This window comes from Prevotella sp. oral taxon 313 (assembly GCF_003043935.1).
In the GTDB taxonomy this organism is placed as follows: domain Bacteria; phylum Bacteroidota; class Bacteroidia; order Bacteroidales; family Bacteroidaceae; genus Prevotella; species Prevotella jejuni.
In genome coordinates this window covers 2,666,018-2,681,342 of the sequence record NZ_PYXE01000001.1, presented here as the reverse complement: position 1 = coordinate 2,681,342, position 15,325 = coordinate 2,666,018, and the positions used below count along the sequence as shown (strand labels likewise).

Sequence of the window (15,325 nt, the reverse complement as noted above, 5' to 3'; positions counted from 1 at the left end):
GTCTCACCTCTATCTCTACACCAAAAGATGGTAGTCTAACCCCTACTCCACCCCGCTTGGAGAGGTAGATAATTAACAAAGATAAGATATGAGCCTATACTTTTTTCGAACAAGACATTTTATAAAATTATAAAACTGAAAAAAGGACATTCAGCAACTGAGTGTCCTTTTTCCATATCTTTATTACAAATTATCTCAATGCTTGTTCGATATCGGCAATGATATCATCAACATTCTCTATACCTACAGAAAGACGTATTAAGTCGGGTGCAACCCCAGCCTCACGGAGCTGCTCATCAGTCAATTGACGATGGGTATGGCTCGCAGGATGCAGTACACACGTACGAGCATCAGCCACATGGGTCACGATAGAAATGAAATCAAGCTTATCGATAAACTTAATTGCATCTTCCCGTGAGCCTTTCAAACCAAAGGCTATCACGCCACATGAGCCATTCGGCAAATACTTCTGCCCCAAAGCGTAATACTTATTAGAAGGGAGTCCACAATAGTTCACCCATGCCACCTTCTCATTCTGCTCTAACCACTCTGCAACCTTCTGTGCATTGGCACAGTGTTGACGCATGCGAAGATACAAAGTCTCAAGCCCTAAGTTAAGAAGGAAGGAGTTTTGCGGTGCAGGAATACTACCTAAATCTCTCATCAGCTGTGTTACCAGCTTTGTAAGGTAAGCCATCTTCCCAAACGTCTTGGTGTAAACAATGCCATGATAGCTATCATCTGGGGTTGTTAACCCACTGAATTTCTCACCGTAAGCCTCCCAATCAAAGTTACCAGAGTCGACCACCGCACCACCTACCTGTGCTGCATGTCCATCCATATACTTTGTCGTAGAGTGTGTAATGATGTCACAACCCCACTCAAAAGGACGACAGTTGATAGGTGTAGCAAACGTATTGTCCATAATCAATGGCACTCCATGCTTATGTGCCATACCAGCAAAACGCTCGATATCAAACACCTTTCCACCAGGGTTAGAGATTGTTTCACCAAAGAAACACTTTGTATTAGGACGGAAAGCAGACTCTATCTTCTCATCATCCCAGTCTGGATCAATGAACGTACATTCAATACCCAATTTCTTCATTGTAACCCCAAAGAGGTTGAATGTACCCCCATAGATGGTATTAGAAGTAACGAAATGATCGCCTGCCCCACACAGATTAATAATCGCATAGAAGTTAGCAGCCTGTCCTGAAGAGGTCAACACGCCCCCAACACCACCTTCAAGCGCAGCTATCTTCTTAGCCACAGCATCATTGGTAGGGTTTGCCAGACGCGTATAGAAATACCCGCTGTCCTCTAAATCGAACAGACGAGCCATTTGTTCACTACTTTCATATCTGAAAGTTGTACTCTGATAAATTGGTAACTGTTGCGGTTCTCCTTTCTGAGGTTTCCATCCTCCATGAATACAGATGGTTTCAAGACTTTTTCCCATATTGAGTTTGCTTTTTATTTAATAATATCTCTATTTTTGCAAAGATAGTCAATTTTATAAGATTCGTACACCTTCTTACTGACTTTCTGAAATAAACTTAGGTTCTTCCGTTAAATGTGTAGATTGTTAATAGAATGAGATTAATCCACATACATGGCATGATTTCATCCAATAAGATTGTTTTATAAAGGCTCAACACCCAACAACCATCACCCAACACTGGTATAATTACCTCCAATAAGATTGTTTTATAAGGGGGGGGGTAAACTATATGATAAATGTAATTAGGTGTGATGTCTATCTGTCGTCTATAACCTGCTTATTCCCTTATTAAATCATGCTTGTAAATTATTTTCGTGCAGCTCAGACCCAATACATGCTCTTTAGGCTTCTAAAAGACGCCCTTTAGGCTTGCAAAAGATGCTCTTTAAGACCCTTGCTAACGCCCTTTTGAAGTCCAATTAAGCACCTTTTACTTTACTGCTTATAACTAATTAATACTCTGTTGATTGTAAACCTGCTTCATGTGTGTATTTTTGTCGTTAGTTATAGGTATTTTCCTTGAAATTATGTAATGATTTTTCAACCCCTTATCTGCAGATTTTCGATGTCTTAAAACGAAACGATTTTCAATGAAAGAGGATGAAGATAGGATAGATAGTTGACTGTCTCAGCTATATTTTTGTTTAATGAGTAACTTTGGCTCTTACGTTAAAGTACTACGAAAAGCGTCCACACATTTAACGGAAGAACCTAAACTTACCCCATTCCTTTCGTTTTCATAACATTCATAGAATGTATCTAACAGTCTTCTGCACCATAAAAACGAATAGAACATACGTGTCCCTTCGCCATGCCTTAATATCCTAATACTTAAACGAACTACCTCCTAAGAACTCTCTGAGCAATGAGGTTGGTGGGAGATTACGGAAAGGCAGTGGTGCAAAGTATTTAAGGAACTTACGTAGTCGATAGGCCTCAGCATACTCCTCACAGTTTTCTGGGACCTGTTCCAACACCTCCTCCGCCTGAGGTTTGATAACAGCAAGCTCAAAGAGAAGAGCTGTATTAAACATGATGTCGGCTTGCTCCTGATAAGGGAATATCCATTTATTTTCTCCAGCACGCACACTTGGCCAGCGATGAATGGTATCCTGTGCCGAACAACCACGATACTTATAGTCACGAACAATACGACGAAGCAGTCGATTGTCGGTTGTGGGGATATAGTTATGGTCGTCTAAGAGAATCGTTGTGAGTGCAGAAGCATAGATTTTGAATTTTTTGTCGTCGGCAATCTGTTCTGTTAACACAGGATTAAGGGCATGGATACCCTCCACAACCAATACGTTGTTCTCCCCAAGATGTAATCTGTTACCGCTCTTTTCACTCATCCCTGTTTGGAAATTATACTTTGGCAGCTCCACTTCCTCCCCTCGGAAAAGTGCATTAAATTGCTCATTGATAAGCGAGATGTTCAGTGCATAGATACTCTCATAGTCAAGTTCTCCATTCTCGTCTTTCGGTGTCTCTGTCCTGTTTACGAAGTAGTCATCTAAAGAGATTTGCACTGGCTTCACCCCACTTGCTAATAGTTGCACTGAGAGGCGCTTGCAGAAGGTAGTCTTACCGCTTGATGACGGTCCTGCTATCAGTACTACCTTTATTCCTTTCCTACCAGCGATTGTATCAGCTATCTGTGATATCTTCTTTTCTTGTAGTGCCTCACTAACATTGATAAGGTCAGTGGCTTGTCCATTCTTCACAGCCTCATTGAAATCGCCCACAGTCTTTATCCCTAAGATACTCTGCCATCTATGATGCTCCTTAAACACCTCAAACATCTTATCTTGGCGTATCATCTCACCTAATTTAGAAGGGTCTTGTGTGGAAGGAAGTCGCAGAAGGACACCATCAAAGTAAGGCTCCAGTCCGAAAAGATGAAGTTGTGAAGTATTGGTAAGCATCGAACCGTAGTAATAGTCCTTATAGTCGTCGAGCACATAATAAACACAATACAGGCTACCACTACTTTTTAGGAGTTTAGCCTTTTGCATATCCCCCAAGTCAGAGAACATCTTAATAGCCTCTTCTGTTGTAGCCTCGTAACGCTGAATAGGCATTTTCGCATCGATAATCTCCTGCATTCGTCTACGAATACGGTCGACGTCCTCTGCAGTTATCTCATGTCCAAGTTGCAGGTTGCAGTAGTAACCATTTGAAACAGGGATATCTATAACGACCTTACTACCTGCATAAAGGTCGTGAACAGCCTTACAGAGCACAAGGAAGAGCGAACGCGTATAGGTGCGAATACCTGACGGACTATGCAAATCGAGGAACTCCACATCTTTATTATGATAGACTCTATAATGAAGCCCTTCCACCTTATTATTCACCTTCGCACTCACTGGTCCGTATGGCAATTGCAGATTAATTTGCTTATAAATGTCAGAAAGTGTACTTCCAATTGGGACTTCTTGAGTTTTTTTATTATTTTTGCAACGGATATACAATACTTGTCTCATAATCATTCAATATGGTTAAAGTGTCAGGGAACAAAATTGTCCTTTAGTAAATAGGATTGTAAAGGTAAAGAAAGTTTTGCAATTACACAAGAAACGGACACCACAAATTAAGTTATTATATGTCGATTTGGATTTTCTTTAAGCTCATTGGTGCATTAGCTCTGCTGATGTTCGGTATGAAAGCCATGAGTGAGGCTCTGCAGAAGATGGCAGGTCCACAGTTGCGCCATATCCTTGGTGCAATGACTACTAATCGTTTTACGGGTATTCTCACTGGTACGTTCATCACAGCTGCCGTACAGTCATCAACAGCTACAACTGTTATGACAGTCAGCTTTGTGAATGCTGGATTGCTGACATTGGTGCAAGCCATCTCAGTTATCATGGGAGCGAACATCGGAACGACGCTGACAGCATGGATTATGTCGGCTGGCTTCTCGTTTAACATCACTGATTTCGTCTGGCCAGCATTCTTTATTGGCATCGTACTGATTTACTCTAAGAAACGTAAACTCATTGGTGACTTCCTCTTTGGTATCTCATTTATGTTCTTGGGATTGGGAACCTTGCGTCAGACGGGTATCGATATGGACCTTGCCCACAACCAGGCTGTACTCGATTTCTTTAGTAACTTCGACCCACAGAGCTTCTTTACGACTATCGTTTTCCTACTTATTGGTAGTGTGCTGACCATGTGTGTGCAGAGTTCTGCAGCTATCATGGCTATCACGATGATACTTTGTTCTACGGGCGTATTGCCTATTTATCAAGGTATCGCACTCGTCATGGGTGAGAACATCGGTACAACAGTCACATCAAACCTTGCGGCCTTGACTGCAAACACGCAGGCTCGTCGAGCAGCTATGGCTCACATGGTGTTCAATGTCTTCGGTGTTATTTGGGTGTTGTGTATCTTCCATCCTTTTATTAATATGATTTGCGACTGGGTGGGATACGACGTTACAATGCCAAAGGGCGCTCCTGGCTTTGCTGCCAATGCTGCTAAACTAAGCTTTGTACTTGCTGCTTTCCACACAACCTTCAACGTTGCCAACACAACTATCCTTGTTGGACCAATCAAATACTTAGAGAAACTGGTCTGCATCATCATCAAGCCGAAGGCAAACAAGGACGAAGACGAGTTCCGTTTACACTTCATTCAGGCTGGTATCATGAAGACTCCAGAACTCTCTGTACTTGAGGCTTCAAAGGAGATAAAGTCGTTTGCCGAGCGTATTCAGCGTATGTTTGGTATGGTTCGTGAGTTACTTGGCGAGCGTGACATGGATAAATTTACGAAACTCTACAGCCGTGTGGAGAAGTACGAAGGTATTTCTGACAATATGGAGATAGAGATTGCGAAATATCTCGACCAAGTTTCCAATGCTCATCTGAGTGATGAAACAAAAGAGAAGGTGCGCTCTATGCTCCGTGAGATATCTGAGTTGGAGAGTATCGGAGATGCTTGTTATAACATAGCACGTACCACCAACCGCCTTATCAATAGTAAGGAAGAATTCATCCCAGAGCAGTATGACCACATACACCAGATGTTTGAACTGACAGACGACGCTCTGACACAGATGAACCGTATCCTTGTTGGTCACCGCCAAGACAATGATGTAAATCGATCATTCAATATTGAGACCGAAATCAACAACTATCGTAACCAGTTGAGGTCGCAGAATATCAACGATGTAAACGACCATAAGTACACCTACGCAATAGGTACAATGTACATGGACATCATTCAGGAGTGCGAGAAACTTGGCGACTATGTGGTCAATGTCGTCGAAGCTCGTATGGGTGTCCGCCAACAGGACGCATAAAGCCGTTGGCTTTTATCATCGTAGAAACATTACTTTGCTAATATAAAAGGCCTCGCATCCGCTTTGGAAGCGAGGCCTTTTCGCTTGTTCGTAACCATTAGAGACATTACCCATCAGGCTCATTCGTACTGAATAAGTAAACTGATTGCAGCGAATGATACCGTCCAACAAGAAAAGAACGGGACCAAACAAACGACAAAAAGACAAAAGCATAAGCAAATAAAAGCCATTCTTTCGAAGGGAAAAGATAAAGAATTAAAAAGTGAAGTCTGACGTATGGACCCATAAAACACCCCTCTCTGAGAATTATTTTCATGAAAAAAAATATTTATTGTCATGAAGAAAAATATTTTTCTTCGTGAAAATAATTTGGTAATGGTTGTATAGAGAGAGCCAGTCACACATAAACAAGGGTGCATAAAAGACTTTATATAGCTTTTATGCACCCTCTTGTGTGTTATTGATGTATCTCCCTTAGAGGCTATACGTTCAATGCTTTATTCTTCTGTAAAGCCTGTGATATTGTTGTAAAGAAGTCATGTAGTTCTGCTTGCTGGTCTTCTTGGAATCCGTTCCTCTTTCTTATCTTCAGTTTTATAGACCTACCGTTGACAGTGAAAATGAAATTCTTTTGCTTCTCATCAAAGCCTGCCTGTTCGATACTTGACATAGGATAATAAACCATATCCCATTCAGACTCTTCATTAGGAACGATTCTATAAAAACCTGGTATAGGCCGAGGAAGAACAGATATAATATACATGTCGTCATCATTGTAAGCAACGAGTGCGACATCAGCTTTCCCCATTATGCCCAGAGGATACCAAAACTCTACACACTTGATATTGCTTGTGTCGATAGTAGGATACTTCTTTGCAATAAACTCCAGTGCCTTTGCAGTGTAGACTCCCTTACTATTCTTGCCTTTTCTATATACATAGAGCATCAACGAAAAGGCAATAACGGCCATCGCAACAAACATGAAGATAAACGGAATAATACTTTGACTCATAATCTTAATGATTTATATGTTATTAATTGTTTATTTCAGAGTAACTTTTAGCCATGGGCTATCTGGATGTTTCATAAGCCATTTCATTACGTTACAAAAGCCTAAGACGTCTCGAACCTCTGGTGAATAAGCCCAGAAACTACGGCCGATGATATAGGAATGTCCGAACTCCTCCCATGTGTTGAATGTGCTAATGGCTCTCTGATACGCTCTCTCGAGGTAGTTCCATGCCTCGTCTGCCTTTAAATAGTTCACTTCTACGCCTACACGTACGAGATAGGCAGCACGCCCTATATCCCATCCTATAACGTCTTTTCCTGTTATGGCATCCCATGAAATTATCAATTGATTGGCGTGCAGAGCGTCAAGATCTGCGATATAGTTGTTCAACATATTGAGCAAGTCGTCTAAATCTTCTTCCTCTGTAATGTGATACTTACCAGCAATACCAGCCATTGAGCATAAGCGTTGTTCCTCTGTATTGATATTACTATCCTCTTGTAACTCTGCTATTATCTCTTCTTTAATAACAGTAATGTCAGCCGAGCGAATACGTCCGAGTAGTGTCTCTATGGTATCGCAGAGTTCTTGATGGTCTGTGATGCCCCATCCTTGTTGGAGAAAGACCTTCGCACGTGAACCAATCTTAGCCGAAAGCGTAAAATGATTACCTCCCTGTTGTTCTTGGTATTGTGCACTTAGGGAGATACGTCGTAATTGTTCGTCTGTTAGTTTACGTGAGAAGTTGAATAGTCCCATAGTTGTGGTTTTATAAGTAATATGGTTTCAAAGATACTAAAAACCATCAACCCTGACGAAGATGTAATTTTCTTTAACATTTATATAGAGGTTGTCTACTCTATTCTTCTATGACTATTGTAAAGCAATTCCTTTATAATTGAGTTTCCTGTCATTCCTGTCATTCATTATGATGACTTAACTTGCTAATTTACAGTATGGTTATGCGAAGTGTTAAAAGTGACAGCAAACTAAAAGTAAAATTATTCTTGTAGAAATGAGTAGTGCGTGTCTTCTTACTTTAGTCAGAAGTATAACATCATTCTCTTAACTATCCAACGAACTAAGCATGTTAGTTATTCGTCCCAAAAGATAGTATTTCTGCGGGCTTGATAGTTATTTAAACCGCTTTCTTGTTGTCTGTCCCCATTATTTGGAGGTTTTTTAAGTATTAAGATGAAAGTTTTTTTTCTGAAATAGGGAGTGATAAACTAAAGCTATTACATAAAAAGGAACACTGAGGAAAGGGCTAAGATGGTGCAAGAGAAAGTTTTGTAGCGTAGTTAGTAATAGAAATATTCAGTTACTATTAAAAAAATACTGGTAATCTTCCCATAAAAACATACTGTTTGCTATTATATTCTTACCTTTGTAAGGTGATATTCTGAAATCGAATGTAATGATAAATCTAAACTAAAAAATACTTCAAAGAAATTAGAAATATGGGAAAGATACGTTATTTTCGCTTGCTGTAGGTGTTGTGATACGGCATGAAGTGTTTTCTATAAGTCAAGGTGGCAACTATCTCTTTTAGATAACGAAACAGCTATTAAAAAGAGGTTTTTAGTCATATCTTTTAAATATTTTTCTAAGTTTCTCAAAAAAAGTTCCTAAATCCGTGCAGTCTTTTAAGCAAAACATACTCCTTTTAATAAAAAGGTATGGTATATCTATGAAAATAGATGTTAATATAGACGCATGTAAACAGGGAGAACGTAAGGCTCTCGGAAATTTATATAAGGCATATTCCGACAGATTAAAGAGAATATGCCTGCACTATGTGGAAGATGAAAGTACGGCAGAAGATATTTTGCACGATGCTTTTATCATCATTTTTACCTCTATTAATTCGCTGAAGGACAACTCAAAATTGGAAGGATGGATGATAACGATTGTGAGAAACCTTTCGTTGAGATTCCTACAAAGTACAGAAAAAAGTAATATTCTTTTATCCAGTCTGGGGAAAGATGTGTTGAGCGAAGAAGACGATAAAGAAAAGAATATAGAGCTGGAGTTGTTGCTGTCAGCGATAGAACTGTTACCAGAGGGGAACCGAGAAATTTTCAAACTCTCAGTGTTGGACGGTCTTTCACATAAGGAAATAGGGGATCTGCTTGGTATCAATCCACACAGTTCTTCTTCGCAGTTGGCTCGGGCAAAGAAAATGCTACGTGTCATATTGATTAAGTATTGGATGCTATTCTTGCTTCCCATCCTGATACCTGTCTATATCTATTTCGTAACGAGGGACAAGTTCGTTGACACATCTGATAATAGATCAACGGCTTTAGATACTCATCAGAACTTTCCAAAACGAGTTCAACAAAATGGAGCTGCTTCTCAAAAGAATGGGCAGCCAAGGTATTCTATACCTTCAAGCGCTATTGGAAATGATAGGCGTGTTTTGGTAAAAAAGACTATTCCTACTGAAGATATTTCTTCACAGATCATAACAGACAGTGTTGAATCAGAGCAGCAGCCAGTATTCTTCCATGTAGATTCCTTGCCAAAGTATTTGGCTACTGGTGAAATCAGTATAGACGACTCCGTGCTCCGTATTCCACAAATTTCAGAAGATAAAATGTTGGCATCGAATGGAAACATGAACCTCGATGTAAACCATAAGAAGAAATACCCGTGGACATTCAACTTCGGCTATTCCTCCAATGCTGGAGCCAATGGAGCTATGTCTAATTTGAACTATCTCTCGGTGGTAGATTATGCTAACGGCGGTGCGGCTGCCAAACTATATACCTGGGATGATTATGTAAATTATTTAGTCAGGAACAATGCGCTGATGGATTCTGTAGAGAGGGCAAAAATGTCATGGATTGCACTGAATAATGCAACAGAGGGCAATGCGTCTTTAGGTGAGAAGGCGCATCACTACCGCCCAAAAACATTTGGTTTATCGCTTAATAAGCAATTAAGTCAGCATTGGACTTTTGGCACAGGATTGACCTATACAAGGTTGAAGTCTGATTTTGAGAGCGAGTTTAATGGTGCGACTTTGTTGAAGACCCAGAAGATTGATTATGTGGGCATACCATTGCGATTGACCTATCGTATATGGAGCAAGGGACGATTCAATGCCTATACGACCGGTGGAGTGACATTCGAGATGCCAGTTCACAGTTCACTTGATAAGAAGTATATCATAACGTCTGACTCGTCCTACACGTTAAAGGGTGACATCAAGCCACGTTCTCAGTGGTCTGTAAACTTAGGTGCCGGTGTGCAGTACAAGCTATTCAAACCTTTCAGCCTGTATATAGAACCAAATATGTTCTATTATTTTAGAAATGGTAGTAGTCTCGAAACTTACCGTACAGAGCATCCGTTTATCATTACCGTACCATTCGGATTACGGCTTACTTGGTAAATGGAGAGAATGAATTGATAAAAAAGTTACAAAACTGTGCAGTCTTTTTTTTGTTTTCTACTCTTACAGTAAAAGACAAAACTTTAAAAAAGATGTACAGTATTTATGACTACATCCACAATGGAATGGTATTTGTCAACAATGTAGTACGAAGACAGCATAAGGAACTTACCTCTCTAATGATATATTCCACAACAAGTTGTCAGTCTCGTTGCAAACACTGTTCCATTTGGAAAAAACCTACAGAAAATCTAAGTCTGGTTGATATTATCAGAATAATGAATAGTAAATGTGTAACAAAAAGCACGATAGTAGGTTTGGAAGGAGGTGAGTTTATCCTCCATCCCGAAGCAGACAATATATTAGAATGGTTTGATACTAACCATCCTAATTATACATTGCTGTCCAACTGCCTTGCAACGAACAAGGTAATTTCTGCTGTAAAGAATCATCATTTCAAACATCTATACATATCACTTGACGGTAATAGAGAAACCTATCGTTATATGCGTGGGAGAGATGGGTATGACAAAGTGATCAAGGTTATAGAGGCATGTAAAGACATTGTGCCTATTTCCCTAATGTTTTGTCTTTCTCCATGGAACTCGTTTGAGGATATGAGACATGTCATAGATTGTGCTAAACAATATAACATTGATGTACGTATTGGCATTTACAGCACAATGTCATTCTTCGACACAACCAAAGGTTTAATAGAATCCAATGATGCGGATTTCATCAGCCAGATACCCTCTTCCATACATCAAACATATGAGAACTTTGACTTTGTAGCTTTGTATGACGAGTGGAAGAATAATAGACTTAAGTTACGGTGTCATAGCATATTCAGTGAATTGGTCATCCATTCTAATGGGGATGTCCCCTTATGCCAGAATTTAGATGTAATCTTGGGTAATATTCACGAGAATACACTCGATGAGATATTCAATTCAAAGAATACGTGCAAAATTCAATGTCAGTACTCCAAAGAATGCAATCAATGTTGGATCAACTATCACCGAAAATATGACATTATCCTGTTAAAAAATATAGAAAAGATAATCCCCAAACGATTGATAGAGTTGTTTTATGGGAAATATCAATGGACCAGCAATAGGCAAACTACCTATAATAAACATTTCAAACGAATAATAGCAAAGCTAAAATGGGATATTTAGATAACATCATAGGCAGATACAAGTATATACGCAGTATGAGAGAGTTGAGTCATACTTACACGCAACAGTATGCTCTTGTTGGGTTTGGCAATCATTGTGCAAACAACCTTCTGCCCGTCATACAGTATCTTCAGTTACCACTGAAATATATCTGCTGTACCTCAGAGAAGAAAGCCGAGCTGATTTCTCAAAAGTATAAAGGAGTCAAAGGAACAACTTCTTTACAGGATATACTGCTTGATAATACTGTTTCTGGTGTTTTTGTGGCAGCTAATCCCCATTCACACTTTCAGATTGCAACCGAAACTATAAAAGCAGGAAAGTCCTTATTTATAGAGAAACCACCCTGTGAGAATGAAAGAGAATTAAAGTCTTTAATCGATACTATCATGCTATATGGCTCACAACATATCGTTGTCGGACTGCAAAGGCGTTTTGCCCCTGCCACTCAAGTATTGAAAAAACGATTGAAAGGTGATGGCAAACGGCATTATCATTATCGCTATCTGACAGGATTATACCCTGAAGGAGATACTTTACTTGACCTATTCATCCATCCTCTTGACTATGCAACATTCCTTTTTGGAGAGGCAAAGATAAAGAACTTGGATGTCATTCGCAGTAGAGATGGTGCCCAAACTTTATTTCTTGTATTGGAGCACCAAGATATAACAGGAATGTTGGAACTATCAACAGATTATTCTTGGCAAGAAGCACAGGAACAGCTAAATATCAGTACAGATAAAGGACTTTATGTGTTGGAAAACATGGAGCGACTTGATTTCATGCCGAGACGCTCAGCATTGTTAGGGATTCCGTTGGAGAAAGTCTTTCCAAACAATGGAGCAACAATTTGTCTCTACGGAAGAAACAACTTTGTCCCAACTATTTGGAATAACCAAATCGTTTCACAAGGGTTCTTTTCTGAAATCAAGACTTTTGCCGACATGATTGAAAACAAACATGAGGCTAATTATGCTTTGGGTTTGGAAAGTGTTAATCATGTTTATTCCTTAATGGCAGAAATAAAGAAGTATATGAACATAATTGACGACCACATATTATAATAACTAATTAAATTCCAACAAATTATGAAAAGGTACTTTTGTGTATTACAGGCGTTCATCTTCTCGTTGCTGTTTATTGGTTGCAGCAATGAAGATGAGTCTGCTTCAACTCCCACAGTGCAAGCATCGAAAACGGAATTGTTTGCTATAGGGACAGTCCGAATGACAAGAGCCGCTTCAAGCCCCTATCTCTTTACACTTGACAACATCAAGTCTTTCAATGCGCAGACCCGTGAGATTATTTTTCAAGATTTTGAGCCGACAAGTCTGCTCTTTCCCATTTATCGTAACATAGAAATACATTCGTATGGTAAGGTTCTACTCCATATCTCAACGTTTGTGTCATCTTTCAATAGTCAAATTTTCACAGACTTATCATTAGTTTCAGAATCTGGCAAGTTTTATCTGAGTGACTGTTACCCACGCAATATTGAGGACAATAGTCAATATGTTAAAGAGAACAAGGCCATTCAAAAAGCAAAAGAAAAAAGAGCGGCAGAATGGGGAGAGTTTCTCTCAATACTCAAAAAACACGGGAAGTTGATTGAATAGTAAACACTATCCATAAAATGTATGTCTTTATTGCGGATTTCAGCAATAACAGAAATACGTAATAATATAAGCAAGAAATAACTTGTAATTACGTTTATATAAATATCAACATATAAAATCCTTGTAATTATGAAAAAAGTATTTTACAGCCTAATCCTTTTCTGTGGATTATCTGCATGTTCCTCTGAGAAGGTATCTCTTGAGCCATTAAGAATTTATGATGTTGCAAATTCTAATTGTAAATTAAGCATCTCTCCGACAGATACACGTCCTGACTTCTATGCAGAAAACAATGCTATTCCAGCAAAATTAAGTATAGAGTTGGACAAAGACGGTATAGCCCAGTGTCTACTGGAAGATTTGAAAGCCAACTGTTCCGTAAGAAAGATTTATGTGAATATTGCTAATCAAGATAATCAGATAACCCTTATCGTGTACCATAATGTCCTTGATGCACTGGCTGATTGTATTTGCAAATACGACATTAATTTTAAGATTAGCAAATTGACATCTGGTAATTATAACCTGAAAGTGTACTATGCTAACCCAAACATGAAATATGATGAATCTAATATTGCATATAATGGACAAGTAAATATTGTTCAGAATAGAAAAGTCTCTGTAAAATTCAATCCAGAAATAGGTTTACCTGAGAATTAAAGATGTAGGTGTCTATTCTAAATATGGCACTTGGGCTGGTATATATCAGGTCAAGTGCCATATAGTATTGTCAATATTCCATCTTCATCTTATCTTTTTTTCTATAGATATTCCTTTATAATTGAGTTTCCTGTCATTCCTGTCATTCGTTATAATGACTTAACTTATTAATTTACAGTAGGGTTATGCGAAGTGTTAAAAGTGACAGCAAACTGAAATTAAAATTATTCTTGTAGAAATGAGTAGTGCGTGTCTTCTTACTTTAGTCAGAAGTATAACATCATTCTCTTAACTATCCAACGAACTAAGCATGTTAGTTATTCGTCCCAAAACATAGTAATTCAGCGGCTTGGATAGTTATCTAAACCACATTCTTGTCGTCTGTCCCCATTATTTGGAGGCTCTAAAAAGCTTTCATACATTTGCAACAGAAATCATTGTTTCACTTATTAAAATCAAAGCGTATGAAAACTTTAGTTTCTAAAATCGTCGTTATCGTTGCCCTTATGTGCGCAACCAGTATGAATGCACAGAACAACAATCAGTTCGATGCACAGTTAAAAAACTCATTAAGTGTCGTCAATGTAAACGTACCTACATCTATTGTAAAGGTAATGAATGACTTGAAACACATGGAAAATCAGTATCCTGATGCTTGGCTTCCTACCTATTATCGTGTGTTCTATGCCCTTCAGTATGCTGCTCGAGACCCACAGAGCGATTATTCTTCTTTATTCTTAGACGCAGTGAAGGATGATGTCGAGGCACTACAAACAAAGAATGACGTTGACCGTTCAGAGCTGTTTACATTGAAGGGGTTCTATTACACGGCACTTATCACGCAGAATCCTGTTGAGAATGGTAAACTTTATTACCGCGATGCAATCAGTTGTTACAAGTCAGCTATTGCCATTAACCCAACGAACCCTCGCCCTCGTATTCTCCTTTACATGTTCTTTGATATTATGAGCAAGCAGACAGGACAGCCGAGTATGAATGGTCCAAAAGACTTAGAGACCATCAAAGAACTGTATGCCAAGGAGAAGCAGAATGGACTGAAACCTGCATGGGGACGTAATCTGATAGACTTTTGCAAGTAGAGGTAATATACTGAAGGCATTAAACTCATAAAGATTGGGGGCGTACCAAGCGTATGTCCCTTTCTTTGTGAGGTACTTTATCACACAAAGAAATTATGCTAATAGATACTATAAATCGTCATCAAGTCTTCATAAAAGGGAAGATAAAGAGTATAGATTTGCTCTCTTTAAGAAAAAAATGTATCTTTGAAGCCTAAAAACAGATATTATTGAAAACAAAAGACAGATTTAACTATAACAGCTATAGTTATTGTTTGAATAATCCTCTCAAATATGCTGATCCTAGTGGTAATGTATTTGTCCTTGACGATTTTATCGCAATAACTGCAATGGGAGCAATGATGGGTGCCATGAATGCAGCTATGTCAGACAAGCCCATATGGAAAGGGGCTTTATTAGGTGCAGCTAGTGCTGCCGCTACTTATGGAATAGGCTCAATTTTTAATGGCGTTGGAACTTTTGGACATGAACTATTGAGAGCTGGTGCACATGGCTTATCTAGTGGTGTCCAAAAGGTTGGAGAATGGTGAATATATT

The 15,325-nt window shown here is 38.9% G+C and carries 12 protein-coding genes; 8 read left to right on the top strand and 4 right to left on the bottom strand.

Annotated features, from left to right (window positions below):
• Positions 1–190: 190 nt before the first annotated feature.
• Both AXF23_RS10460 and AXF23_RS10455 read right to left on the bottom strand, forming a co-directional pair.
• Positions 191–1,462, bottom strand: a complete 1,272-nt coding sequence (locus AXF23_RS10460) for an O-acetylhomoserine aminocarboxypropyltransferase/cysteine synthase family protein (RefSeq protein WP_107625261.1) — start codon at positions 1,460–1,462, stop codon at positions 191–193.
• Positions 1,463–2,328: 866 nt separating this feature from the next.
• A complete protein-coding gene (locus tag AXF23_RS10455; RefSeq protein WP_199222183.1) occupies positions 2,329–3,996 on the bottom strand; it encodes a nucleoside kinase in 1,668 nt (555 codons plus the stop codon).
• Positions 3,997–4,109: 113 nt separating this feature from the next.
• On the opposite strand from AXF23_RS10455, the gene AXF23_RS10450 reads away from it, so the two are divergent.
• Complete coding sequence (locus AXF23_RS10450; protein WP_102048133.1) at positions 4,110–5,819, top strand: Na/Pi cotransporter family protein; 1,710 nt, start codon at positions 4,110–4,112, stop codon at positions 5,817–5,819.
• 481 nt (positions 5,820–6,300) lie between these two features.
• On the opposite strand, the gene AXF23_RS10445 is transcribed toward AXF23_RS10450, so the two are convergent.
• Together AXF23_RS10445 and AXF23_RS10440 are read right to left on the bottom strand one after the other, a co-directional pair.
• Positions 6,301–6,831: a hypothetical protein gene (locus tag AXF23_RS10445; RefSeq protein WP_107625260.1), complete on the bottom strand. Its 531-nt coding sequence runs from the start codon at positions 6,829–6,831 to the stop codon at positions 6,301–6,303.
• 30 nt (positions 6,832–6,861) lie between these two features.
• Positions 6,862–7,590, bottom strand: a complete 729-nt coding sequence (locus AXF23_RS10440) for a DUF1266 domain-containing protein (protein ID WP_107625259.1) — start codon at positions 7,588–7,590, stop codon at positions 6,862–6,864.
• A gap of 931 nt (positions 7,591–8,521) precedes the next feature.
• Here AXF23_RS10440 and AXF23_RS10435 point away from each other — a divergent pair.
• The 7 genes from AXF23_RS10435 (at position 8,522) to AXF23_RS10405 (ending at position 15,318) form a co-directional block, all read left to right on the top strand.
• On the top strand, positions 8,522–10,231 hold the full coding sequence (locus AXF23_RS10435; protein WP_107625258.1) for a sigma-70 family RNA polymerase sigma factor: 1,710 nt from the start codon (positions 8,522–8,524) through the stop codon (positions 10,229–10,231).
• A gap of 92 nt (positions 10,232–10,323) precedes the next feature.
• Entirely contained in the window at positions 10,324–11,409 is a 1,086-nt protein-coding gene (locus AXF23_RS10430) for a radical SAM/SPASM domain-containing protein (protein ID WP_107625868.1), read from the top strand.
• Positions 11,397–12,476: a Gfo/Idh/MocA family protein gene (locus AXF23_RS10425; RefSeq protein ID WP_107625257.1), complete on the top strand. Its 1,080-nt coding sequence runs from the start codon at positions 11,397–11,399 to the stop codon at positions 12,474–12,476. The genes AXF23_RS10430 and AXF23_RS10425 overlap by 13 nt, the downstream gene beginning before the upstream one ends.
• Positions 12,477–12,500: 24 nt before the next feature.
• Positions 12,501–13,028 (top strand): hypothetical protein, encoded by a 528-nt coding sequence (locus AXF23_RS10420; RefSeq protein ID WP_107625256.1) that lies wholly within the window; start codon positions 12,501–12,503, stop codon positions 13,026–13,028.
• A 129-nt stretch (positions 13,029–13,157) separates the two neighbouring features.
• Positions 13,158–13,688 (top strand): hypothetical protein, encoded by a 531-nt coding sequence (locus tag AXF23_RS10415; RefSeq protein WP_107625255.1) that lies wholly within the window; start codon positions 13,158–13,160, stop codon positions 13,686–13,688.
• A gap of 464 nt (positions 13,689–14,152) precedes the next feature.
• Complete coding sequence (locus AXF23_RS10410; RefSeq protein ID WP_009013103.1) at positions 14,153–14,788, top strand: hypothetical protein; 636 nt, start codon at positions 14,153–14,155, stop codon at positions 14,786–14,788.
• A gap of 209 nt (positions 14,789–14,997) precedes the next feature.
• Positions 14,998–15,318 (top strand): RHS repeat-associated core domain-containing protein, encoded by a 321-nt coding sequence (locus tag AXF23_RS10405; protein WP_009013104.1) that lies wholly within the window; start codon positions 14,998–15,000, stop codon positions 15,316–15,318.
• Positions 15,319–15,325: the final 7 nt, after the last annotated feature.